We start from the raw sequence: 23,680 nt of genomic DNA, 5'->3' as shown, positions 1-23,680 counted from the left end.
CACTTATTCCACGTCGAACAGCGCGGCGAGTTGCTCGATGATCGTGCCGCCCAGTTGCTCGGCATCCATGATCGTCACCGCGCGACTGTAATAGCGTGTCACGTCGTGGCCGATCCCGATCGCGACAAGCTCGACCGACGAGCGGCGCTCGATCCAGTCGATCACCTGACGCAGATGACGCTCCAGATAGCTACCCGAATTGACACTGAGCGTGGAGTCATCGACCGGTGCACCATCGGAAATGACCATCAGGATCCGGCGCTCCTCGGGCCGCGCCATCATGCGCGCGTGTGCCCACATCAGCGCCTCGCCGTCGATATTCTCCTTGAGCAGCCCCTCGCGCATCATCAGGCCGAGCGAAGTGCGCGCGCGCCGCCACGGCTCGTCCGCTTTCTTGTAGACGATGTGCCGCACGTCGTTGAGGCGACCGGGCTGCGGTGGCCGGCCCGCCGACAGCCACGTCTCGCGGCTCTGCCCGCCCTTCCACGCGCGCGTGGTGAAGCCGAGGATCTCGGTCTTGACACCGCATCGTTCCAGCGTCCGCGCGAGGATGTCGGCGCTAATCGCCGCGATCGAGATCGGACGCCCGCGCATCGAGCCGGAATTGTCGATCAGCAGCGTGACCACGGTGTCGCGGAATTCGGTATCGCGCTCGATCTTGTAGGACAGCGACTGGCCGGGCGCGACCACCACGCGCGCCAGCCGCGCGGCATCGAGCAACCCTTCCTCCTGGTCGAAGTCCCACGAGCGCGACTGCTGCGCCATCAATCGTCGTTGAAGGCGATTGGCGAGTTTCGACACGGTCGATTGCAGGTGGACAAGCTGCTGGTCGAGATAGCCGCGCAGACGGACAAGCTCGTCGGCGTCGCACAGGTCGGTCGCCGCGACCACCTCGTCGAACTGCGTCGACCAGACCTTGTAGTCGAATTGCGGCATGTGATCGGACGGCGGGCGATTGGGACGGACGGGCTGCATCCCCTCCTCGCCGTCATCGCCCGGCTCACCGTCGACGTCGTCCATGTCGTCGCCGTCGGTCTCCTGTCCCTCGCCGTCCTGTTCGTCCGACTGGCGCTCCTCGCCGCGTGCCTCCGTCTGCGCCTCGCCCTCGCTGCCCTCGGCCTCGCCCTCGTCGGCTTCGTCGCTGTCCTCGCCCTCGCCGCCGGCCTCGTCTTCGCCGCCTTCCTCGTCGCTCTCCTCCGGCACCTGCTCACCCTCGACGAGTTCGAGGTCCTCGAGCAGCTTGCGCGTCAGCCCCTGGAACGCGCGCTGGTCGTCAAGCACCAGCGACAACGCGTCGAGGTCGACGCGCTCGCCGACCCAATCGCGCACCAGCGCCAGCCCCGGCTCGCTCGCCACCGGCGACGGCAGTCCGGTCAGCGCCTCGCGCACCATCAGCCCCAATGCGGTCGACAGCGGCACCTCGCTCTGCTGGCGCGCCCGCGTGATCGGGTCGGCGCGCAGCCGTACCTCGAGCGCGGTGGCGAGGTTATCGGCGATCCCCGCGTAACCGCGGCTACCCAGCGCCTCGACCCGCGCGGTCTCGACCGCGTCGTAGACCGCGCGCGCCACAGCCTCGCTTGGCGCGCCGCGCGCGTGGAGCGTGGTGTCGTGATGCTTCAGCCGCAGCGCGAACGCATCGGCGAACCCGCGCGCCTCCGCCACCTGATCGGCGGGCAGCGAGCGGGCGGGCATCGGCACGCGGATGTGCTTGCCCGACGCGGACGGCGCGTCGGCGGTGAAGGCAAGCTCCACCTCTGCCTCGTCCGACAAGGCGCGCGCGGTGCCGCCCAGCACCGCCTTGAACCGGTCGAGGGGCGTGTCGCTCGCCATTTACGCCTTCGCGGCCACGCTCTCGGGCAGGTCCTTGCCGAACACGCGCTGGTAATATTCCGCCACCAGCGGCCGCTCGGCGTCATCGCACTTGTTGAGGAACGACAGACGGAACGCGAAGCCCACGTCCTTGAAGATCAGCGTGTTCTGCGCCCAGGTGATGACGGTGCGCGGGCTCATCACGGTCGAGATATCGCCGTTGATGAACCCCTTGCGCGTCAGGTCGGCGACGCGGACCATGTTCTCGACCGTCTTCTTGCCCTCGGGCTTGTCATACTCGCCCGACTTGGCAAGCACGATGTTCGCCTCGGTCGCGGCCGGCAGATAGTTCAAGGTGACGACGATGTTCCAGCGGTCCATCTGACCCTGGTTGATCTGCTGCGTGCCGTGATACAGCCCGCTGGTGTCGCCCAGGCCGACCGTGTTGGCGGTCGCGAACAGGCGGAAATACGGGTTCGGGCGCAGCACGCGATTCTGGTCGAGCAAGGTCAGCTTGCCCTCCGTTTCCAACACGCGCTGGATCACGAACATGACGTCGGGGCGACCGGCGTCGTACTCGTCGAACACAAGCGCGGTCGGCGTCTGCAGTGCCCACGGCAGCAGACCCTCGCGGAACTCGGTCACCTGCTGCCCGTCGCGCAACACGATCGCGTCGCGCCCGATCAGGTCGATGCGGCTGATGTGCGCGTCGAGGTTGATGCGGATGCACGGCCATTTCAGCCGCGCCGCGACCTGCTCGATATGGCTCGACTTGCCGGTGCCGTGATAGCCCTGCACCATCACGCGGCGGTTGTGCGCGAACCCCGCCAGGATCGCGAGCGTGGTGTCGGGGTCGAACACGTAAGCGGGGTCGAGGTCGGGTACGCGCTCGTCGGCCTCGGAGAAGGCGGGCACCTCCATGTCGCTGTCGATGCCGAACAGGTCGCGCACGCCGACCATCCTGTCGGGCGCGTCCATGATCGTGCTGTCCCGGCTGTCGGGCTGAATGTTGGAGAGATCGTTCATCAGGCAAGCCGCTTGTTTGAAGTTGTCCCAACCAGTGAGAAGGGATCGCGTTCGCGTCAACCCGGGGCAGGTATCGGCCCGGCGTCGGCCGGCGGATGGAACGGGAGGAATAACGCGGCGCCCATGTCTGGGTTGCCAGCGATCTACGACGCGTGATTGCTTTTACCCGCGCCGCGCGCATGCTGCCGCACGGATCGACTCGAACGATGGACGCACCGTGACCCGGATGGTTTTGGCGAACTTCCCGATCGTCGACCTTGGGCACGCTCCCAGCGCGGTGTTGCGGTGCCTGCCGCCTGACCGCCGGGATGAGGTTGATCACGTCGCCCCGAAGCCGTCGCGGCGGGCAGATGCAAGATGCATCTGGGCGTCGACCAGGTTTATGTACAGCGGCGCACTCAAGAACCCTGACACCCATGCGTCAGAGACAATGCTCATGAACGCGGTTTGGGCCGCTGGATGAATCCAAGGCAGGAAGGAATGATCAGATGACCTACGTCAACGGGTTCGTGACACCGGTTCCGGGCGACGGTCGCGACGCCTATGTCGCTGCGGCAGCAGAGGCGTGGCCGCTGTTCGCCGAATATGGCGCGCTCCAGATGATCGAGAACTGGGGCGACAAGGTGCCGGCGGGCGAGCGCACCGACTTCGCGCGCGCGGTCTCGTTGCGGGAGGGCGAGGCGGTCGTGTTCAGCTGGGTGCTCTGGCCCGACCGCGACACCGCGGAACGCTGCGAGGCCGCGATGCACAGCGACGAGCGGTTTCAGACGTTGTCGATGCCGTTCGACGGCACGCGCATGATCTTCGGCGGCTTCGAGACGGTGTTTCACGCTGGCGCCGGCGTGACGTCGGGCTGAACCGCTCAGGCAAAGGCGGGCGCCTGCCGCAGTTGCTGATAGGCGGCGATCACCTTGGTGAGCCGCTCCTCGTGGCTCCGGTCGCCGCCGTTGCGATCGGGATGATAGCGGCGCACCAGCTCGGAATAGCGTTTGCGCAAGCTCGTTCGGTCCGCGTCGGGTGCCAGCCCGAGCACGTCAAGGCTGCGGCGATCCTCGCCCGACAGCGGCTTGCCGTCGTGGCGCTCGGGCGCCGCGGTCCGGCGAAAGCGCGCACCGATCGCGTCGAGCGGATCGGCATAATCGGCCCAGCGGGGCGGCTGATCGCCTTGACCCGCACGCGCAAAGGCCCGGGTCTCGCGCTCCCATCCCGCGGTCGGGCTCTGTGCACGGTGGATCTCGTCAGCGGTCATGCCCTCGAAATAATTGTAGCCCGCGTTGAATGCGCGGACGTGGTCGAGGCAGAACCAGCGGAAGCGCGGCGGTGCGTCGCCGCCCCCTGGGCCTTCAAGCGGTGGCGCGCGGAACTCGCCCGCCTCCGCACAGCCGGGATGGTCGCAGCCGCGCTGGCTGTTCTCGACGCGACCGTGGAAACGCGTCTGCGGTCTGTCTTTCCTGATCGACACGATGGTTGAGCCTGGCGCCTTTCCCGCGAAAACCGCCTATATGGGACCGATGACCGACCCTGCCACCGCTCCCGTCACCTCTCCCGGCCCCGTCGAACGCGCGATCAACGAGCGGCTGACCGCCGCTTTGTCCCCCACCCACCTTCGCGTCGTCAACGAGAGCGCGCAGCACCGCGGCCACACCGGCGACGACGGATCGGGCGAAAGCCACTTCCGCGTCATGATCGAGAGCGCGGCGTTCATCGGTCAGACGCGCGTCGCACAGCAACGCATGGTCAACCGCGCACTTGCCGACCTGCTCGCCGACCACATTCATGCGCTTGCAATCGAGGCGCGCGCACCGGCGCTGGAGGCACGTTGACGATGAAATTATGGTACTGGCCCCACATCCAGGGCCGCGGCGAGTTCATCCGTCTGGCACTGGAAGCGGCAGGCATCGCCTATGAGGATTGCGCGCGCCGCGACGGCACCGACGCGCTGATCGCCGACCTTGAGTCTGACCGCGCACGCGCCCCCTTCGCGCCGCCGTACCTCGACATCGACGGCTTCGTGGTCGCGCAGGTCGCCAACATCCTGCTTTATCTCGGCGATCGCCACGATCTGGCCCCGTCCCGGATCGCTGACCGCTACTGGGTGCACCAGCTGCAGCTGACGATCGCCGACGTGGTCGCGGAGGCGCACAACGTCCACCATCCCGTCGGGGTAATGGACTATTACGACGACCAGAAGCCCGAGGCGGCACGCGCCGCCGCACAATTCCGCGATGAGCGCCTGCCCAAATACCTCGATCATTTCGAGCAGGCGGCCGAATGCAATGAGGGACCGTGGATGATCGATCATCGCTGGACCTATGCCGACACGTCGCTGTTCCAGTTGATCGAAGGGCTGCGCTACATGTTCCCGCGCCGTATGGCGACGCTGGCGCCGCGCTATCCCGCGCTTGCGCGCATCCACGGCCTGGTGAGCGGCCTGCCCGGCATCCAGCGCTATCTCGCGAGCGAGCGCCGTATCGCGTTCAACGAAGAAGGCATATTCCGTCACTATCCCGAACTCGATGCCGAGTGAGGCAGCGACGATGGGCGTGACCGCCCGCGTGCCGCGTCCGGCCGCGCGCATCCTGCTGGTCGACGCGCGTAACCGTGTGCTGCTGTTCCGCTTCGCGCCCGCCGACCGCGCGCCCTTGTGGTGCACGCCCGGCGGCGCGGTCGATCCGGGCGAGAGCTACGAGGCGGCGGCGCGACGCGAGCTGTGGGAGGAAACGGGACTGGATCGCGACTGCGGTCCGCAGGTCGCACGTCGCGAAGTCGATTTCCTGACGTTCGAGCGCATCGAGGTGACCGCGGACGAACGCTGGTTCCGCGTCGATGTCGATGCCCATGACGTATCGGGCGCGGCGCTGACCGATCAGGAACGCGAATTGATGATGGAGGCGCGCTGGTTCGGGCGCGACGAACTCGCCGACTGGCCCGAGGTGATCTATCCGGCCGATCTGCTCACGATGCTGGAGGAAACCGATGTCTACGTCCCCAAATGATGGCGACGCGCTGATCCTGCAGACGCTCGCGCCCGCGACGCACGATCTGGGCGGGTTCAAGGTCTATCGCACGCTGCCGCATAAGGAACGGACGATGATCGGCCCGTTCCTGTTCTTCGACCAGATTGGCCCGGCGCACCTGCCGCCCGGCGACGGCGTCGACGTGCGCCCACATCCGCATATCGGGCTTTCCACCGTCACCTATCTGTTTGACGGCGCATTCCAGCACCGCGATTCGCTTGGCAGCGACGTGCGGATCACGCCCGGCGCGGTTAATCTGATGACCGCAGGATCGGGGATCGTCCACTCGGAGCGTTCTCCACAGGACGTGCGCGCCGATGGGCCTGCACTCGCCGGCATCCAGACTTGGCTCGCGCTGCCCGACCACCTGGAGGAGCACGATCCCGCGTTCGAGCATGTCGCCGCCAATGCGCTGCCCGAAATCGGCTATGCCGGTGCGAGGGCGCGCATCATCATGGGATCATTGTGGGGTGAACGCGCGCCGACAACGACCTATGCCGACACGATCTACGCCGATGTGACGCTGGACGCTGGCGGCAGCGTACCGATGGACCACTCAACCGACGAACGAGCGGTGTACCTCGCGCACGGACAGGCGACGCTCGACGGCCTGACGCTGGAACCGCAACGGCTCTACGTGCTGCGCCCTGGTACGAAGGCGACGCTCAGGTCGGAGACGGGCGGACGCGTGATGCTGGCGGGCGGCGCGGCCTTCTCGACCCCGCGCCATGTGTGGTGGAATTTCGTCTCGTCGTCGCGCGACCGTATCCGCGAGGCACGCCGCGCATGGAAGGCGGGTGAGTTCGCGACCGTACCGGGCGAAGACAAGGAACGGATCCCGCTTCCCGAAGTCCCGAAAACGGTCAGCTACCCGTAAGGTAAAGTCGCGCGCGCCTCTTGATCCATGTCATCGTAAAGATCACAGCAAGCATAAGGGGCTGATCGTGTGAGTGTGCCTCCTGTGTGTGAGGGTGGCATGAGAGCGGAAGACCTGCGCGGCGGTACCAACCGCCCCGGCGTGCCGGCATCGGTGTTCGCAATGCCGCCTGGGTTTTCCGTCCGCTACGACCTGCCCGCCGCCGACCTGCATGAGTTAGTCAGCGGCTATGCCAGCTATGGCGATCGCAATCGTTTCGAGCTGGTCAACTGGTTCCTGCCCGCGCCACCGATGATCTGCGTGCTGTTGGACGCCGGGCCGGTCGGGATCGCGATCCGCAACCATCGCTTCACACCTGCACCGGTCAGTCTGTACGGTGCGACCGGCAGCGCGTTCCGCGCCACGACGAGCGGCGGCGTTCAGGTCGGCATCGGGCTGACCGCGCTCGGCTGGGTGCGGATGTTCCCGCAGCCGGCGTCCACCTTCCTCAACCGCGTCGTGCCGCTCGATCAGGTGCTCGCCCCCGCCCTCGTGCGGCGGTTGCTGGGCGAGTTGGAGGCGCTCACCGATGAAACGCAGATCGCCCCGACCGTCGACGCGATCCTCTTGCCGCTGTTCACGCACCGCCATCCGCACGAGGATGCGATCCGCCGTTTCACCACGCTGATGCTGGAGGACGGCGTGATCGAGATCGCCGACGCGGCCGAGCGACTGTCGCTGCCCACCACCACGCTGCGGCGGATCGCGACGCACGCGTTCGGCATGCCGCCCAAGCTGCTGCTGCGACGCGCCCGTTTTCTGCGCTCCCTCGTCAAGCTGCTCGGCGCGGGCGAGACGACGGCCTTTGATCTGATCGACAGCAGCTATTACGACGCGTCGCACTTCCTGCGCGACGCCAACACGTTTCTCGGCACCACGCCGCGGCGGTTCATGGCGCAGGATACGACCTTCATGGCGGCGAGCATGGTCGCGCGCGCGGCCGCGATCGGACCGGCGACGCAGGCGCTGCACGAACGGCCACGCTGATCGGAACCAGCGAGGCGGCGTCAGTCGCGCTCGTACGCGCCGCGCCGCATCACATAGTCGCGCGTTTCATACGGCGGTGTCAGCCCCTCGACCCAGGCGCCGTGCGCGTGGGTGAGCGCGACCAGGGCCATCGGCTGCTCGCCCGGCCAGCATTGAACCCGCACCTCGTGGCGGTGCAGGTCGCGGTTCGGCTCCATCATCACCCAGGCGACCGGCCGCTCCGCGGTCGCCCGCGCGCCTGCAGCGGCCATCGCCGCGCGGATGCGCGCGCGGCCTTCGGGCGACACATATTGCCACACGACCGAGTGCATCAGCACGCGCGTGACGCCGGCCGGTTGAGGCTCGGCCAACCGTGCCTCGACCCAGTCGGCGGCGTCGCCTCGCATCAGATCGACCGGTTGTGCGCGCACCATCGCGATCGCGGTGTCGAGCCGTGCCTGCCGCTCGCCCGCGTCGACCCAGACATAGCCCTGCAACCGCGCCGCCGCTTCAGGGTCGGCGACGTCGACGGGCGCGATATCGACGCCGCGCGCCTGCGTGACCGTGACCTCAACCGCGGGTGGCGGTGCCCCGCGCCACTCGGGGGCGATCAGCAACGGCGACCCCGCCGGACCGACGCGCACACCGCCCAGATCGAACGCCATCCGTCCAATCAGCAGATTGAGCCCCGCGCTCGATCCGATCTCCAGCACCTCGATGCATAGGCCGAAGCGCCCTGCGACGTGCAGCAGACCCGTCATCAACCCGGCCGAGCGCGCCGCCTCGTTGGTCTGCGGCGGGCCGTCGAGCCACGGCAGCAGCGTCTCGTCATTTCGTGCCACGACGCCGGCGAGCAGCCGGTCGACGCGCGCCGCGTCGCCGACCTCGCCCGAGAACACGCGCGACACGTCGTCGTCGCCGCCCGAGCGGTGCAGCGCGTGCAACCCGCCGACCAGTCGCAGCACCAGCGCATCGGCAACCGGCTCGCCCGCCCAGTCGAGCACGCGGCACCCGACCCTTGTGTCGCGCATCAGCACGCGGCCGAGCGCGCGCGACACACGCGCGGTCACCGGCGCATCCATCGCATCGCAGTAACCCGCTTGCACCTCGAACGCCGCGCGGTTCTCGTTCTCGCCCGCCATCGCCTGCCTCCTCGTTGCGCGTCATTGCGCGCCTTTCGTCGCCCCCGTAAAGCCCGCGCATGCCAGCCGATCAATCGCCAGCCGACCAGCAGGACGTGACCGTCATCGCGGTGCCGAAAGGCCGTATCCTCGCCGAGGCGTTGCCGCTCCTCGCGCGTGCCGGGGTCGTGCCGGAGCCTGCCTTCTCCGACGAGAACAGCCGCGCGCTGCGGTTTGCAACGCAGGACCCGCGCATTGCGCTGATCCGTGTGCGTGCGTTCGATGTCGCGACCTTTGTTGCGCACGGTGCGGCGCAGGTGGGGATCGTCGGATCGGACGTACTAGCGGAGTTCGACTATCCCGAGCTTTACGCGCCGGTCGACCTCGGCATCGGGCACTGCCGGTTGTCGGTCGCCGAGCCGGCGGACCTTGCCGCCCATGACGATCCGCGCGGGTGGAGCCATGTGCGCGTCGCAACCAAATACCCGTATCTGACCGCACAGCATTTCGCGCGCCGCGGCGTCCAGGCGGAGTGCATCAAGCTGAACGGCGCGATGGAGCTCGCCCCGCTGCTGGGCCTCGCGCCGCGGATCGTCGATCTCGTCTCTTCGGGCCGGACATTGAAGGAGAACGGGCTGGTCGAGGTCGAGCCGATCATGGACGTGTCGGCGCGGCTTGTGGTCAACCGCGCCGCGATGAAGACTCGCGCGCATGTCTTTCCGCTGGTGGAGGCGTTCCGCCGTGCGGCGACGGCGCAGGACCGGGCGGCGTGATCCGGCTCGACGTCAGCGACGCGACCTTCGCCGCCGCGTTCGACGCGCTGGTCGATGATCGCCGCGAGACCTCGGTCGATGTCGCACGCGACGTGTCGACGATCATCCGCGCGGTACGCGACGACGGCGACGCCGCGCTGCACGCCTTTACGCAGAAGCTCGACCGCCACGACCTGAACGAGACCGGCTGGCGCATCGACGCAGCCGACTGCGCCGCGGCGTTCGACGCGCTGGAGCCCGAACTGCGCGCCGCGCTCGAACTCGCCGCCACGCGCATCCGCGCCTATCACAAGAAACAGCGACCCGTGGACACCGACTTCACCGACGCGGCGGGCGTGCGGCTCGGCGCACGCTGGCGCGCGGTCGATGCGGCCGGCATCTACGTGCCGGGCGGACGCGCGGCCTATCCATCGACGCTGCTGATGAACGCTATCCCTGCGCGCGTTGCGGGGGTCGAGCGGCTGGTTGTCGTCACGCCGACGCCCGAAGGCGCGATCAACCCGCTCGTGCTCGCGGCGGCGCATCTGGTCGGCGCGGACGAGGTCTGGCGCATCGGCGGCGCGCAGGCGATCGCGGCGCTCGCCTATGGTACGGACCGCATCGCGCGCGTCGATGTCGTGACGGGGCCGGGCAACGCCTGGGTCGCGGAGGCGAAGCGGCAGGTCTACGGCGTGGTCGGGATCGACATGGTCGCGGGACCGAGCGAGATCGTCGTCGTCGCCGACGCGCAGAACGATCCCGACTGGATCGCCGCCGACCTGCTCAGCCAGGCCGAGCACGATGTTACGACGCAGTCGATTCTGCTGACCGACGATGCCGCCTTCGCTCACGCTGTCAGGGAAGCCGTTGAGCGCCAGCTTGCCGATCTGCCCACCGCCGCCACCGCGCGCATCGCATGGGAAGACAATGGCGCAGTGATCGTGGTGCCGACACTTGCCGATGCGATCCCGCTGGTCGACCGGCTGGCACCCGAGCATGTCGAGTTCGCCTGTGACGATCCGCGCGCGCTGTTCGATCGCCTGCGCCATGCCGGCAGCGCGTTCCTGGGCCGGCACACGCCCGAGGCGATCGGCGATTATGTCGCGGGGCCGAACCACGTGCTGCCAACGGGACGTCGCGCGCGCTTCGCGAGCGGACTCGGCGTCACCGACTTCATGAAGCGGACAAGCTTCCTGCAACTCGACGAGACCGCGCTCAACGAACTCGGGCCCGCGACGATCGCGCTGGCGAAGGCGGAAGGGCTGCCCGCGCACGCCAAGTCAGTGGCGCTCAGGATCAGGACCAACCGCTAACTGATCGTCGCCCCGGAGCCGATCCGGGGCGACGAAGGTATTTCGTCTATCCCGCCGACGCCATCTCGGCTGCGCGGTTGGCCTTGCCCGTTGCCATCGCGGTCAGCTTGTCGTCGATGGCATATTCCTCCGCCAGCGTCTCCTTGAGGATCGAGGCGATCTCGCCGCGACCCATCTGCTCGGCCCAGGCGATCAGCGTGCCATAGCGCGCTATCTCGTAATGCTCGACCGCCTGCGCCGCCGCGATCAGCGCGGCGTCCAGCACCGCCTTGTCGGCGATCTCGCCCGCGACCTCGTTCGCTTCCTTGATGATGCCGTCGATCGCTGGGCAGGTGACACCCGTCGCCTTCTCGCCCATCAGGCCGAAGATGCGGTCGAGCCGGTCGATCTGCCCGCGCGTCTCGCTCAGATGCTGCTCGAAGCCCGCCTTCAACCCCGCGTCGCTCGCCTTCTCGATCATCTTTGGCAACGCCTTGGTGATCTGGTTCTCGGCATAGTAGACATCCTGCAACTGGTGCAGGAACAGGTCGTCGAAGGTTTTGATGTCCTTGCGGAACAGGCCCATGATTATTCTCCAATAAGTGTTGGAGACTGAAGCGCGTGGCCAACCAAGTCGTTGCACGCGTTAAAGGTTTTTCGCGCTAGATTGCCCTCAGCGACCGAGCGGCGATGACCAGGGGTGACGAACGCCGCCGGCGCGACTACATCGCCGCCCTTATGTCCCGCACCGCTGCCCGTTCGCGCGCCCGCGCCGCCGCCCGCCTCGCCGCCGTTCAGGCGATGTACCAGCACGAGATGGAGGGGATCAAGATCCCGCAACTGCTGACCGAATTCCATCACCATCGCCTGGGCGCGACGATCGAGGATGTCGAATATGCCGACGCCGACATCGCCTTCTTCGACGATCTGGTGTCGGGCACCGAAGCGCGGCTCGCCGAGGTCGACCGGCTGATCGCGGCGCGGCTGTCGTCGGGGTGGAGCTTCGACCGGCTAGACAAGCCGATGAAGGCGATCCTGCGCGTCGGCACCTATGAATTGCTTGCGCGCAACGACGTGCCCGTCGGCGCCGCTATCAGCGAATATGTCGACGTCGCCGACGCCTTCTACGAACGGCGCGAGAAGGGCTTCGTCAACGGCATCCTCGACGCGGTGGCAAAGGATGTACGCGGAGCAAGCGTCGCGCCGGTGCAGCAACCCGCCGGCGACTGACGGTGGGCGTGATCGTCAACCTGCGCCTCGCGCGCAAGGCAAAGGCACGCGGCGAGGCACACGCGACCGCCGCCACCAACCGCGCTGCCTTCGGACGTACCAAGGCCGAGAAGCAGCGCGACGCCGCCGTCCGCAACCGGATCGACGCCACGCTGGACGGCGCACGCCGCGATCCGGACTGAACCCTCCCGCTTGATCCAGGTGCGTGACAACGCGCCGGCAGCCGCTACCGTCGGCCTGTGACGTTCTTTGAAAGCCTGCTTGCGCTGATGATCGCCGCGGTGGCGATGCTGCAGATCGCGCGCCGCTTCTCGCTCCCCTATCCGACCGTGATGGCGGCGGCGGGCGTTGCGGTCGCGGCAATCCCCGGCGCGCCGGTGCTGTCGATCGATCCGGCAACCGCCCTCGCGCTGTTCATCGCGCCGATCCTGGTCGACGCGGCGTTCGACTTTCCGGTCGGCGCCGCACGGCGGCTGATGTTGCCGTTGTTCGTCTATGCAGTGCTGGCGGTGCTCGTGACCGCGGGCCTCGTCGCGTGGATCGGCTGGTATACGGTCGGCCTGCCGATCGCCGCCGCCATCACGCTGGGCGCGATCGTCGCGCCGCCGGACGCAGCCGCGGCGACTGCGGTGCTGACCAACCTGCCCGTCGCCAAGCGGGTCGAGGCGGTGCTGAAGGGCGAGAGCCTGTTCAACGACGCGACCGCGCTGCTGCTGTTCAATGCCGCCCTCGCCGCGCAGATGAGCGGCACGTTCGACTGGAGCACAGGCGCGCGTTTTGCGCTGGCGGCACCCGGCGGCCTCCTGTTCGGCATCGCATACGGACTGCTGGTCCGCCGATTGCAGCCGCATGTGGAGAACACGGTCGGCGGCACGCTGCTGCAGTTCCTGCATGCGTTCGCCACCTGGATCATCGCCGAGCATCTGCACCTGTCGGCGGTGCTGGCGGTGGTGGCGAGCGCGATGACGATCGCGGCCAAGCCGGGCGGCGGCAGCTCGCCGCGGATGCGCGTCCACTCCTACGCAGTGTGGACCACGGTCGTGTTCCTGTTAAACGTCTTCGCGTTCCTGCTGATGGGCGAGCAGGCACGCATCATCGTGTCGGCGATGACGGGCGCGGAGCTGGTCAATGCCGGCTGGCTCGCCTTGTGGGTGGTGCTGGGCGTGGTCGCGACACGGCTACTGATCGCATTCGGTTACCGTGCAGTCGTGATGTGGCGCATGCGCGACGGACGGCAGATGACGCCGATCACCCCGGCGGAGACGTTCCTGCTCGGCTGGTCGGGGATGCGCGGGCTGGTGACGCTTGCCACCGCCTTTGCGCTGCCCGCCAGCTTCCCGCAGCGCGACACGGTGGTGCTCGCCGCGTTCGCGGTGGTGCTGGCAACGGTGGTGATCCAGGGGGCGACGTTGAACCCGCTGATCCGACGGCTGGGGATCGGCCGCGCGCAGGAGGCGCGTGACGAGGTCGACCGTGCGCGGGTCGACCTGGCGGAGGCAGCGCTCGCGCGGCTCGACGGTGAACAAGGCGAAGCGGCCGAGCAGTTGCGCCGTGAATATGAGGATTTGCGCGACGGCGTGTCGGGCAAGGATCCCGACACGCTCAACCGTCGCCACGGCCTCGCCACCGCCGCGGTGCTGGCGCAGCGGAAGCGATTGGAGGTTTTGCGCGGTGACCAGTCGATCAGCAGCGACACCTATCTGCTGCTCCAGGAAGCGCTCGATTGGCGTCAGTTGACCGTGGCCGGCGATGAGGATCGCCACATCGAGGAAAATTGAGCGCGTGGACGAGCGTCGCTTCATCGACCGTTTGCGCACCCTGCCGCTGCATGCCGGTGCGCGTGGCCTGAGCGACGACATCGCGACGCTCGCGGGACTGGTGGTCACCACCGACACGATGGTCGAGGGCGTGCACTTCCTCCCCGGCGATCCGGCGGAGGATGTCGCATGGCGGCTGCTCGCGACCAACCTGTCCGATCTCGCCGCCAAGGGCGCGTTGGTGGAGGGGGTGTTGCTCAACTATCCGCTGTCGGGCGCGGCGTGGGACGGCGCGTTTCTCGACGGGCTTTCCGCCGCGCTGCCACATTTCGGCACGCGGTTGATCGGCGGCGATACCGTGTCGCTGCCGCCGGGCGCGGCGCGCGTGCTGACACTGACCGCGTTCGGCGCCGATGCTGCGGCACCGTCTCGTACCGGTGCGCGCGAGGGCGACGCTCTATGGGTCACCGGTGCGATCGGCGATGCCGGAGCGGGGTTGGCGATCGCGCGCAGCGGACGCGCGCGGGACGACGACGAGGCGTATCTGCTCGCGCGCTATCGCCGGCCGACGCCGCGGCTTCATGAGGGTCGTGCGCTCGCGCCGCACGTGCACGCGATGATGGACGTGTCCGACGGGCTGCTGATCGATGCGGCACGGATGGCGGAGGCGAGCGGGCTCAGCGTCACGATCGATCTCGCCGCGGTGCCGCTGTCCGCGCCTGCGCGCCGGTACGAACTGACCCCGCTCGCCGCTGCGACGGCTGGGGACGATTACGAGCTGCTGTTCGCTGCGCCCGACGGCTGGACCCCGCCGGTCCCTGCCACGCGCATCGGCGCGTTCGCGGGCGGCTGCGGCGTGATGCTGACGCAGGGGGGCATGCCCGTGCCACTGCCGCCGCAGCTTGGGTATCAGCACAACGCTTGACTTCGCGTGTCGTTGGGTGCCCCTTCACGGACGAGGCGAGTGCGAGCCAACATCGCGCCGCCAACATTAGGAGGGAAGATCGGGCATGACGAGCGTCTATGTCGCCATCCTCTGCGGCCTCGTGGCCGTGGCTTATGGCATCCTCACCAGCGGCCAGGTGCTGCGACAATCCCCCGGCAACGAACGCATGCAGGACATCGCCGCCGCGATCCAGGAGGGCGCCAAGGCGTATCTCGGGCGGCAATATACCACCATCGCGATCGTCGGCGTCGTCGTCGCGGTCGTGCTGTTCGCGACGCTGGGACTGCTGTCCACCACCGGCTTCGTGATCGGCGCTTTGCTGTCGGGCGTCGCGGGCTACGTTGGCATGAACATCTCGGTGCGCGCCAATGTCCGCACCGCGGAGGCCGCGCGCGGCAGCCTGCAGGGAGGGCTTACCACCGCGTTCCGCTCGGGCGCGGTGACGGGGATGCTGGTCGCGGGCCTCGGCCTGCTCGCGATCGCGGGGTTCTTCTGGTACCTAGTCGGGCCGGGCGGACGCGCACCCAATGATCGCGCGATCGTGGAGGCGCTGACCGCGCTCGCGTTCGGCGCGTCGCTGATCTCGATCTTCGCGCGGCTGGGCGGCGGCATCTTTACGAAGGCGGCCGATGTCGGTGCCGATCTGGTCGGCAAGGTCGAGGCCGGCATCCCGGAGGACGACCCACGCAACCCCGCGGTCATCGCCGACAACGTCGGGGACAATGTCGGCGACTGCGCGGGCATGGCGGCCGACCTGTTCGAGACGTACGTGGTGACACTGGGCGTGACGATGATCTCGATCGCGCTGCTGATCCGCGCCGATGCGGCCGAGCTGCTGCGATTGATGAGCCTGCCGCTGATCGTCGGCGGGGTGTGCATCGTGACCAGCATCATCGGCACCTACATGGTGCGGCTGGGGCGTGGTGGCTCGATCATGGGTGCGCTCTACAAGGGGTTCTGGACCTCAGCGCTGCTGTCGATCCCGGCGATCTACGCGGTGACGCGCTGGACACTCGGCGACATGAACGCGGTGATCGGCGGCGCGGGCTTCCTTGATCCCGCCGGCGATAATCTGACGACGGGCGCGGACACGGCCGTGCAGGCGGGTGGCGCGGTCGCGTCGTTCACCGGCAACGACCTGTTCTGGTGCATGCTGATCGGCCTTGCGGTCACCGGGCTGATCGTGTGGATCACCGAATATTACACCGGCACCAACTACCGTCCGGTCAAGTCGATCGCGAAGGCGTCGGAGACGGGCCACGGCACCAACGTGATCCAGGGTCTGGCGATCAGCCTGGAGGCGACCGCGCTACCGACGATCGTCATCGTGGTTGCGGTCATCGCCGCCTACAAGCTCGCGGGTATCATCGGCATCGCCTTCGCCGCGACCGCGATGCTGGCGCTTGCGGGCATGGTCGTCGCGCTCGACGCCTATGGGCCGGTGACCGACAATGCCGGCGGCATCGCCGAGATGGCTGGGCTGGAGGAGGAGGTGCGCGCGCGCACCGATGCGCTCGACGCGGTCGGCAACACGACCAAGGCGGTGACCAAAGGCTATGCGATCGGCTCGGCCGGGCTTGCCGCGCTGGTGTTGTTCGGTGCGTACACAACCGACCTGTCGACCTACTTCCCCGATCTGACGGTCGATTTCAGCCTGTCCAACCCGTACGTGATCGTCGGCCTGCTGCTCGGCGCGCTGCTCCCCTATCTGTTCGGCGCGTTCGGCATGACCGCGGTCGGCCGGGCGGCGGGCGCGGTGGTGGAGGAGGTGCGCGGGCAGTTCCGCGACAATCCCGGCATCATGGCTGGCACCAGCCGTCCGAACTATGGCCGGACTGTCGACCTCGTCACCCGCGCCGCGATCCGCGAGATGATCATACCGTCGCTACTGCCGGTGCTGTCGCCGATCGCGCTCTACTTCATCGTTCGCGCGGTCGACGGGCAGGCGAGCGCCTTTGCCGCGGTCGGTGCGATGCTGCTGGGCGTGATCGTCTCCGGGCTGTTCGTCGCGCTGTCGATGACAAGCGGCGGCGGTGCGTGGGACAATGCCAAGAAATACATCGAGGACGGCAACCACGGCGGCAAGGGATCGGACGCGCACAAGGCCGCGGTCACCGGCGACACGGTCGGCGACCCGTACAAGGACACCGCTGGGCCTGCGGTCAATCCGATGATCAAGATCACCAACATTGTCGCATTGCTGCTGCTCGCCGCGCTGGCAGGTGGCGCGGGCTGACAACGCGTCGGGCAAGGACGCGGTGCCCGTCGCCGCTCACCTTGCCCGATCATGGCGCAGCGCCCATATCCAGCGTGTCGACCGTACCCGCCCCGCGCGGGCCTGGTTGTTGTTGCATTTCCGGCGCTCCTTCCCTTTTGGCCGTTCCTCGGCTAAGGGCGCGCACGTCCAATCCCGAAAGAGACACCGTTTGGCGAAAGAAGAACTCCTCGAAATGCGCGGCCAGGTGGTCGAGCTGCTGCCCAACGCGATGTTCCGCGTCCGGCTCGAGAATGATCACGAAATCCTCGGTCACACCGCGGGCAAGATGCGCAAGAACCGCATTCGCGTGCTCGTCGGCGACGAGGTGCTGGTCGAACTGACCCCGTATGACCTGACCAAGGGGCGGATTACCTATCGCTTCATGCCCGGCCGCGGCGGCCCCGGCCCGCAATAATCACGTCGGGCGGCCTTCGCCCGTTTTCGCCGATGCCATTCGTCCTCGCCTCATCCTCGCCGCGCCGGCGTGACCTGCTCGCGCGCCTGGGCGCCGCGCCTGACCGTGTCGCCGCGCCCGAGATCGATGAGGCGCCGCTGAAGGGGGAGCTGCCCCGCGCTTACGCGCTACGCCTCGCCGTCGAGAAGGCACGCGCGGTCACCCGGGCGGAGGGTGAGGTCGTGCTCGCCGGCGACACCACGATCGCGCTCGGCCGGCGCATTCTGCCGCCTGCCACGACCGAGGAGGTGCAGCGCACGCTCCTGTCCGCACTATCGGGCCGCCGCCACCACGCGCTCTCCGCCGTCTGCGTGATCGACGCGGGCGGCACCGAGCGGACGCGGCTGGCCGACACGATCGTTGCCTTCAAGCCGCTAACCGCGCGCGAGATCGACGCATACGTCGCGTGCGGCGAGGGCTTGGGCAAGGCAGGCGGCTATGCGATCCAGGGCCGTGCCGAGGGCTGGGTCCGCTTCCTCTCGGGCAGCCATTCGGGCGTGATCGGCCTGCCGTTGTTCGAAACGCGCGCCTTGCTCGTTACTGCCGGCGTCCTTGCCTGATCCGCACTCATCGGGGCTGCACTGGCTCTACGAAGACGGCATCGGTGAAGCGCGCGCGGCATTGGTCGACGACGACCGCATCGTCGCGGCGCGGATCGAGTTGCCGGATCGCCTGCGCGTCGGCACCGTCGCGCGTGCTCGGCTGACCGAGTTTCAGGTCGCCACGCTTGATACCGGCGAGCAGGTGATGCTTGATCGGCGTCCGGCAGGCGTGACGCTCGGCTCTGCGATCACAGTCGAGGTAACGCGCGAGGCGATCCCCGAACCCGGCCGCGCCAAACGCGCGCGAGCGCGGCTGAGCGACGCGACGCCGGCGACCGGCCCCGATCTGCTCGCCCGCATTACCGCGACCGGGATGCCGGTCCGTACTGTACGTGCGCACGAGCCCGATCTGCTCGAACAGGCCGGCTGGTCGGAGGTCCTCGACGAGGCGCTGACTGGCGAGATCGCCTTCTCGGGCGGTGCGCTGCGCATGTCGCCGACGCCCGCGATGACGCTGTTCGACGTCGACGGCGACGGTCCGCTCGATACACTGGCGGAGCGCGCCGCCGTGGCGGTCGCGCGCGCAATCCGCCGGCATGGTATCGGCGGCTCGATCGGCATCGACTCCCCGTCGATCACCGGCAAGGCCGCGCGTCACGCGGTCGCCGCCGCGATCGACGCGCATCTGCCGCCGCCGTTCGAGCGTACCGCAGTCAACGGCTTCGGTTTCCTGCAGATCGTCCGTCCGCGCCCCCGCGCCTCGCTGCCCGAACGGCTTCGCGACGACCTCGCCGCCGCATCGACACGCGCCGCGCTGCGCCAGATCGAGCGCGTTCCCGCGACCGCGCCCAATCGCCATCGCCTTTCCGCACCTGTCCGCGCCTGCCTCGACGCGCATTCGCATTGGATCGACGAACTCGTGCGTCGGACCGGCCGCACGCCTATATTCGACGCATGACGACTGCCCGCTGCCCGATCTGCTCCGCACCCGCGATGCCCGAACACGCGCCCTTTTGCAGCCGCGGGTGCAAGGACCGCGACCTGCTGCAATGGCTGGGCGAGGGTTATCGCATCCCCGGCCCAGCCGCCGACGAAGAAGCGCTGGACAGCCCCCGCAACCCCGACTAAGGACGCCGCTCACCGCTGCTCAGCGGTACATGCCCAGGTAGCTCAGTTGGTAGAGCATGCGACTGAAAATCGCAGTGTCGGCGGTTCGATCCCGTCCCTGGGCACCATCGATACTCTTCATGAGCACACCCATTAGAGGGCTTTAGAAAAACGCTCACGCGCTTCTTAGACCCACTTAAGCGGTGCAAGTAATGCTGTTTAGCGAGCGGGAGTGACAAAACGCCTTCCGACGCCGTGTCGGCAATGCTCGCCTGTGGCGTGTGGCAGGCCGACTTAGGCTTTGTGAGCTCATCCGTCCGCATCTGTGCTCGCCACGTAGCCGTGCCCCAGTGTCAGCCTTATGATGACTTGGAGCAGTTGATCGTGCACTTTAACACACCCGAAGTAATCACCACTGCTTTGATGCCCTCCCCATCGTCTCTGCGGCCGTGAACCCGCAGGTTTTAATGGACGGAGCGACGCTGCCTCGCCGTTGACGGAAAGTCTCAGGCACTAGAGGTTCCGTAATTACGTCGGCATAAAATTACCAAGGACGCTTTTCAGGAAGAGGAATGGCCTACCATAGAGGCTATCTGGCACGCCGACCGCCCACCATCAGGACGCAGAGGCAAGCGGGCGCCCTTCATGCCTTCCCCTAGGCTTTGAGGCAGCTACCAGCGCCTCATCGACCAGCCCGACGTTGCGCGCCAGCAAACTCGTCGCGGCGGAGCAGGCGCTGAGGCTCGGTCGCGCCTCCATCCTCGATGCGCAGAGAACGAAAAGGAATAGGCCAACGAGGCCACCCGTTCATGGCATAGGCTCGTCGGCCTGGAAGCCCGTAACTGACCATGCGCTCGCCGCCCTCACGATCGGAACGTTATCTACAATCCTCAGAAAGGTCTGGCACTCCTACTACCCTGACGGGCCCGCAAACCCTTACTGAAGCGGTCTCATGGCCCAGGGCCGGCACGTACGGCTTCGTCGGTCGGGGCGGCGGTCGATCTACTCGACTACACACTGCCGCGACGGCGCGCGGGCACCGCCGCCTGCATCCGCCCCCGCCCGTTGGCGTCATACGACAGCCAACTGGCACTCTAGCCATTGTCGCGCCGAGCGCGCGCATGCGACCTCCCCAACGAGGGAGCAGGCGATGATTCGGTGCGTCAGAATGTAGACTGAGAACGACGGCAACTCCGACTTCGAAGAAGGCATGATCACGCTCGACGCGGCCGCCGATGCTGATGCCGATCAGTGAACGCCCGATCTTGCGGCAAGTACCGTCTCGTTTCGCGAGACTCGAACCGGTGGCTCCCATGACTGACACGAAAACCTGGTTTCCCGCCTCGTCCTGACGCTGAAGGGAACGCTCGAGTTCACCGTCAGGTCGGATCGAGCGTCCATAATCCGTCCGGGAGACGTCCTGCTCGCAAAGGACCCTCGCGGGACGGGGCACAGATGGCGTCTGCTCGACGATCAACCGTGGCAGCGCGCCTACGTGGTCGTGCCCGACGCGCGCGCGATCCCCTTCATCGGGACCGCGGGAGTTTTCGGCGTGACGCAGAGCGAACGGTTCGACGTGGTGCTGGTCGGCGCGGGCATCATGAGTGCGACGCTCGCCACTCTGTGGTCCGAACTCGACCCGGACACGTCAATGCTGATCGTCGAGCGGCTGGACGGTCCGGCGCAGGAAAGCTCGGACGGCTGAAACAATGCCGTTTCCGGACACGCCGTCAATTGCGAAATGAACTACACGCCCGAGCGTGCCGACGGCGGCATCGATCTTGCGAGGGCGCTGGAGATCAACGTCCAATTCGACCTGTCGCGCCAGTTCTGGGCGCACCTCGTCACGTCGGAGAAAATCCCCGATCCGACATGCTTCATCCGCCCGTGCCCGCACCTGAGCTTCGTCAGCGGGGCCGACAACGTCACCTTCCTGAAGAAGCGCCACGCTGCGATGGCTTCGACGCATAAGTGGCAGGGCATGGAGTACAACGAAGACCCGGCGGTGCTGGTCGATTGGGCGCCGTTGCTGATGGCCCGACGCGACACCTCGGAGCCGATCGCCGCGACGCGGATGGTGACCGGCTCCGACGTCGACTACGGCACGTTGACGCGCATACTGGTCGATCACTTGAACCACGGTGCTAACGTCGCCGTTCTCTACAACACCGAGGTGCAGGATCTGACGCGGGGCGGGGCGCGGAGGGGCTGTGGCGGGTCGAGACCCGCCCGCACGAAGCGGACGGCGACCACGGCGAGGTGCGAGCCCGGCGGGTGTTCGTCGGCGCGGGCGGTGGGTCGCTGCCGCTCCTGCAGAAGAGCGGCATTCCCGAAGGCCGACTCATAGCAGTGCCATATAAGCGTCGTTCCGTCGCAAAACTCCGCACTGACGCAACACGGCAACGTCCGCTTACGCCAAACAGGGAACATGTCGGTGTCGCAAAAGGCGGAATATACGAGACGCTCGAAACTTAGCATATTCGCGACAAGCCTACGTCTGCTCACGCCCGATTGTGTTGAAGAAGTCGGCGTTGGGCCGGTCGACAAGTTGCGGCTGAGTTGCGCGGTATAGGGCTGACCGGCTCAGGCGGGCAGTGGCTGCGCCAGCATTGGGATGAGCTTTGCCATCTTGCGGAGGTTCTGGGCGGTGGCCGCCATGTGGAACTCGTCCCTGGCACCGTTTGGACCGCGCAGGCGCAATCGGTCGAGCTTCAGGATGCGCTTGAGGTGCGCGAATAGCATCTCGACCTTCTTTCGCTGACGGCGAGATGTGACGTAGGCGTCAGTGGTGGCGATATCGCGGGCCAGGTCGCGAGCCCCTTCGTGGATCGAGCGGGTTACCTTTCGCGCCGGCATGTTGGGCGTGCAGCGTTCCCGCAGGGCACAGCCGCCGCAGTCCTGCTGTCGCGCGCGATAGCGGATGAAGCCGTCCTGGCCGACATCGCCCCGGGCGGTCGCGAAGTTGCGGTTCCTGGGCCTCAGGCGCTTGCCGCCAGGGCAGACGTAGCTGTCGTCGTCATGGTCGTAGGTGAAGGCATCGCGCTCGAACGTGCCGTCGCGGCGCGCGGACTTGTCGAACACAGGGATGTGCGGCTGGATGTCGCGCTCATGGACCAGCCAGGCGAGCATCTCCGCCGAGCCATAGGCGGTGTCGGCGGCCAGCCGTTCGGGCCAGACGCCGAAGCGGTCCTGCACCCGCGCGATCATGCGCTTGCACGCGGTCACCTCGGCCTGGCGCACCGCGGTGCTCGCTTCCACGTCCATGATGACGGCGTGGTCGAGGTCGATGAGGTAGTTGGTCGAGTATAGGCATAGAAGGCCGGCCCGCGATGCGCGCTGGTCCAGCGTGATGCCGGATCGACCGGTGCCAGATACTTGGGCACCACCGGTGTCGCTGCACCGAACGCCGCATCGTCGAGAACGGCCAGATACTCGCGCGCCGCACGGCTGTCATCGTCCGGTGCCAAGCCCTCGCTGCCGGGCCGCCGGTCTGGCGATTGGCGTCGGCGCGGATCAGGCTGGCGTCGACCGCAAACCCTTCGCCACCTACCAGCCCCTCGGCCATGCATCGCGCGACCGTCGTTTCGAACAACGGGCGCAACAGGTCGCTATCGCGGAAGCGCCCGTGGCGGTTCTTCGAGAAGGTCGAGTGGTCGGGCACGTCGCCGTCCAGCCCCAACCGGCAGAACCAGCGATAGGCCAGGTTCAAATGCACCTCGTCGCACAGCCGGCGCTCGGACCGGATGCCCATGCAATAGCCGATGATGAGCATCCGGATCATCAGTTCCGGATCGATCGAGGGGCGACCCGTCTCGCTGTAGAAGGGCTTCAACTCCTCGCGGATGCCCGACAGGTCCACGAACCGGTCGATCGAGCGCAGCAAGTGATCTGCCGGCACATGCCGCTCCAGGCTGAAGCTGTAGAACAGCGCCTCCTGCGCTACCGTCCGCTCGCCCATCATCGGCCCGTCTCCGCTCACCTCGCGAAGATTGAATCAGACCAGCAACACTACTGCAAGACGGCCTTTTTCAACACAATCCACCCAACAGCGGACATTCGAGTGTCGCAAAAGCCGAGAGCTATGAGACACTCGAAACTTAGCACTTGAGCGACAATCCGAGCCTTGCGCCACGCTCTTACGTGTTTTGTAAGGTTCGGCGGTATGGCGGGCATGGTCACCGATCTATTGTCGCTCACGATCGAGCAGCAACACGACGCCATTCTGCGATGTGGTAACGACCTGCTCCAGGCGCTTGCATCAGCAACCCCGATCAACGCTGTCGGGCAGGTTCGCATGGAACTGGCGAGACTGCTGCACGCCAATCCCGCGAGCGAGGAGATACAGATCAATGCGCCGATCAGGCGTATACCGGTCGACGAGCGGCCAGCGCTTTTCCAAGAACTCAGCATTGAGGCAGCTGCCTTGCGACAACGCTATTCCGACCACGTCGGTCGCTGGTCACTTGGACTCATCAACGAGGATCTGAC

General features: G+C 67.2%; 24 protein-coding genes, 1 tRNA gene and 2 pseudogenes. 21 read left to right on the top strand and 6 right to left on the bottom strand.

Annotation, left to right across the window (positions count from 1 at the left end; translation table 11 throughout):
- Nucleotides 1–3 precede the first annotated feature (3 nt).
- Nucleotides 4–1,830, bottom strand: a complete 1,827-nt coding sequence (gene cobT, locus SMN802W_RS0103570; RefSeq protein ID WP_019515519.1) for a cobaltochelatase subunit CobT — start codon at nt 1,828–1,830, stop codon at nt 4–6.
- Nucleotides 1,831–2,835 (bottom strand): cobaltochelatase subunit CobS, encoded by a 1,005-nt coding sequence (gene cobS / locus SMN802W_RS0103565; RefSeq protein WP_019515518.1) that lies wholly within the window; start codon nt 2,833–2,835, stop codon nt 1,831–1,833.
- A 488-nt stretch (nt 2,836–3,323) separates the two neighbouring features.
- Between cobS and SMN802W_RS0103555 the strand changes: the two genes are divergently transcribed.
- Nucleotides 3,324–3,692, top strand: coding sequence for a DUF1428 domain-containing protein (locus SMN802W_RS0103555; protein WP_019515516.1), 369 nt, complete (start codon nt 3,324–3,326; stop codon nt 3,690–3,692).
- A gap of 5 nt (nt 3,693–3,697) precedes the next feature.
- On the opposite strand, the gene SMN802W_RS0103550 is transcribed toward SMN802W_RS0103555, so the two are convergent.
- Complete coding sequence (locus SMN802W_RS0103550) at nt 3,698–4,291, bottom strand: J domain-containing protein (RefSeq protein WP_238560119.1); 594 nt, start codon at nt 4,289–4,291, stop codon at nt 3,698–3,700.
- Nucleotides 4,292–4,346: 55 nt separating this feature from the next.
- Here SMN802W_RS0103550 and SMN802W_RS0103545 point away from each other — a divergent pair, with 55 nt between their 5' ends.
- The 5 genes from SMN802W_RS0103545 (at nt 4,347) to SMN802W_RS17475 (ending at nt 7,755) form a co-directional block, all read left to right on the top strand.
- Nucleotides 4,347–4,658 carry a BolA family protein gene (locus SMN802W_RS0103545; RefSeq protein ID WP_026325705.1) on the top strand — a complete coding sequence of 104 codons (312 nt, stop codon included), beginning with the start codon at nt 4,347–4,349 and terminating at the stop codon, nt 4,656–4,658.
- A 2-nt stretch (nt 4,659–4,660) separates the two neighbouring features.
- Entirely contained in the window at nt 4,661–5,362 is a 702-nt protein-coding gene (locus tag SMN802W_RS0103540) for a glutathione S-transferase (RefSeq protein ID WP_019515513.1), read from the top strand.
- Nucleotides 5,352–5,831: an NUDIX hydrolase gene (locus SMN802W_RS0103535; protein WP_238560097.1), complete on the top strand. Its 480-nt coding sequence runs from the start codon at nt 5,352–5,354 to the stop codon at nt 5,829–5,831. The genes SMN802W_RS0103540 and SMN802W_RS0103535 overlap by 11 nt, the downstream gene beginning before the upstream one ends.
- On the top strand, nt 5,812–6,729 hold the full coding sequence (locus SMN802W_RS0103530; protein ID WP_019515511.1) for a pirin family protein: 918 nt from the start codon (nt 5,812–5,814) through the stop codon (nt 6,727–6,729). Before SMN802W_RS0103535 ends, SMN802W_RS0103530 begins: the two co-directional genes overlap by 20 nt.
- 99 nt (nt 6,730–6,828) lie before the next feature.
- Nucleotides 6,829–7,755, top strand: a complete 927-nt coding sequence (locus tag SMN802W_RS17475) for a helix-turn-helix domain-containing protein (RefSeq protein ID WP_019515510.1) — start codon at nt 6,829–6,831, stop codon at nt 7,753–7,755.
- Between the two features lie 20 nt (nt 7,756–7,775).
- Here SMN802W_RS17475 and SMN802W_RS0103520 read toward each other — a convergent pair whose 3' ends face one another.
- On the bottom strand, nt 7,776–8,876 hold the full coding sequence (locus tag SMN802W_RS0103520; protein ID WP_019515509.1) for a DUF2332 domain-containing protein: 1,101 nt from the start codon (nt 8,874–8,876) through the stop codon (nt 7,776–7,778).
- A gap of 59 nt (nt 8,877–8,935) precedes the next feature.
- Between SMN802W_RS0103520 and hisG the strand changes: the two genes are divergently transcribed.
- Both hisG and hisD read left to right on the top strand, forming a co-directional pair.
- Nucleotides 8,936–9,628, top strand: a complete 693-nt coding sequence (gene hisG, locus SMN802W_RS0103515; RefSeq protein WP_019515508.1) for an ATP phosphoribosyltransferase — start codon at nt 8,936–8,938, stop codon at nt 9,626–9,628.
- Complete coding sequence (gene hisD, locus SMN802W_RS0103510; protein WP_019515507.1) at nt 9,625–10,920, top strand: histidinol dehydrogenase; 1,296 nt, start codon at nt 9,625–9,627, stop codon at nt 10,918–10,920. The genes hisG and hisD overlap by 4 nt, the downstream gene beginning before the upstream one ends.
- 46 nt (nt 10,921–10,966) lie before the next feature.
- On the opposite strand, the gene SMN802W_RS0103505 is transcribed toward hisD, so the two are convergent.
- Nucleotides 10,967–11,485, bottom strand: coding sequence for a YciE/YciF ferroxidase family protein (locus tag SMN802W_RS0103505; protein WP_019515506.1), 519 nt, complete (start codon nt 11,483–11,485; stop codon nt 10,967–10,969).
- Nucleotides 11,486–11,637: 152 nt separating this feature from the next.
- On the opposite strand from SMN802W_RS0103505, the gene nusB reads away from it, so the two are divergent.
- The 12 genes and pseudogenes from nusB (at nt 11,638) to SMN802W_RS18950 (ending at nt 21,667) form a co-directional block, all read left to right on the top strand.
- Complete coding sequence (nusB, locus tag SMN802W_RS16310) at nt 11,638–12,129, top strand: transcription antitermination factor NusB (protein WP_051083489.1); 492 nt, start codon at nt 11,638–11,640, stop codon at nt 12,127–12,129.
- A 2-nt stretch (nt 12,130–12,131) separates the two neighbouring features.
- Entirely contained in the window at nt 12,132–12,311 is a 180-nt protein-coding gene (locus SMN802W_RS0103495; RefSeq protein ID WP_019515504.1) for a DUF4169 family protein, read from the top strand.
- 57 nt (nt 12,312–12,368) lie between these two features.
- Nucleotides 12,369–13,907: a cation:proton antiporter gene (locus tag SMN802W_RS0103490; protein ID WP_019515503.1), complete on the top strand. Its 1,539-nt coding sequence runs from the start codon at nt 12,369–12,371 to the stop codon at nt 13,905–13,907.
- A 4-nt stretch (nt 13,908–13,911) separates the two neighbouring features.
- Nucleotides 13,912–14,811 carry a thiamine-phosphate kinase gene (thiL, locus tag SMN802W_RS0103485; RefSeq protein WP_019515502.1) on the top strand — a complete coding sequence of 300 codons (900 nt, stop codon included), beginning with the start codon at nt 13,912–13,914 and terminating at the stop codon, nt 14,809–14,811.
- Between the two features lie 85 nt (nt 14,812–14,896).
- Complete coding sequence (locus SMN802W_RS0103480; RefSeq protein WP_019515501.1) at nt 14,897–17,068, top strand: sodium-translocating pyrophosphatase; 2,172 nt, start codon at nt 14,897–14,899, stop codon at nt 17,066–17,068.
- Nucleotides 17,069–17,258: 190 nt separating this feature from the next.
- Nucleotides 17,259–17,504 carry a translation initiation factor IF-1 gene (gene infA, locus SMN802W_RS0103475; protein ID WP_026325702.1) on the top strand — a complete coding sequence of 82 codons (246 nt, stop codon included), beginning with the start codon at nt 17,259–17,261 and terminating at the stop codon, nt 17,502–17,504.
- Nucleotides 17,505–17,536: 32 nt separating this feature from the next.
- Entirely contained in the window at nt 17,537–18,103 is a 567-nt protein-coding gene (locus SMN802W_RS0103470) for a Maf family protein (protein WP_019515499.1), read from the top strand.
- Nucleotides 18,096–19,043, top strand: coding sequence for a hypothetical protein (locus SMN802W_RS0103465; RefSeq protein ID WP_019515498.1), 948 nt, complete (start codon nt 18,096–18,098; stop codon nt 19,041–19,043). The genes SMN802W_RS0103470 and SMN802W_RS0103465 overlap by 8 nt, the downstream gene beginning before the upstream one ends.
- The gene (locus SMN802W_RS17795) at nt 19,040–19,213 is read left to right on the top strand and encodes a DNA gyrase inhibitor YacG (protein WP_083925580.1); all 174 of its coding nucleotides are present in this window, start codon (nt 19,040–19,042) and stop codon (nt 19,211–19,213) included. The genes SMN802W_RS0103465 and SMN802W_RS17795 overlap by 4 nt, the downstream gene beginning before the upstream one ends.
- Before the next feature lie 31 nt (nt 19,214–19,244).
- Nucleotides 19,245–19,320: transfer RNA gene (locus SMN802W_RS0103455), tRNA-Phe, on the top strand.
- A gap of 1,367 nt (nt 19,321–20,687) precedes the next feature.
- Nucleotides 20,688–21,539, top strand: a pseudogene (locus SMN802W_RS16305) (FAD-dependent oxidoreductase).
- Nucleotides 21,452–21,667: a malate:quinone oxidoreductase gene (locus SMN802W_RS18950; protein ID WP_443208576.1), complete on the top strand. Its 216-nt coding sequence runs from the start codon at nt 21,452–21,454 to the stop codon at nt 21,665–21,667. Before SMN802W_RS16305 ends, SMN802W_RS18950 begins: the two are co-directional and overlap by 88 nt.
- 108 nt (nt 21,668–21,775) lie before the next feature.
- Here the strand turns inward: SMN802W_RS18950 and SMN802W_RS16300 are convergent.
- Nucleotides 21,776–23,153: pseudogene (locus tag SMN802W_RS16300) on the bottom strand (transposase).
- A gap of 201 nt (nt 23,154–23,354) precedes the next feature.
- Between SMN802W_RS16300 and SMN802W_RS16295 the strand changes: the two are divergent.
- Nucleotides 23,355–23,680 (top strand): hypothetical protein (locus tag SMN802W_RS16295; protein WP_037523126.1); only part of this gene is annotated, 326 nt, incomplete at its 3' end.

This window comes from Sphingomonas sp. Mn802worker, assembly GCF_000382485.1.
Taxonomy (GTDB): Bacteria; Pseudomonadota; Alphaproteobacteria; order Sphingomonadales; family Sphingomonadaceae; genus Sphingomonas.
The sequence above is the reverse complement of the archived record's forward strand: the minus strand, read 5'-3'. Positions and strand labels throughout refer to the sequence as shown.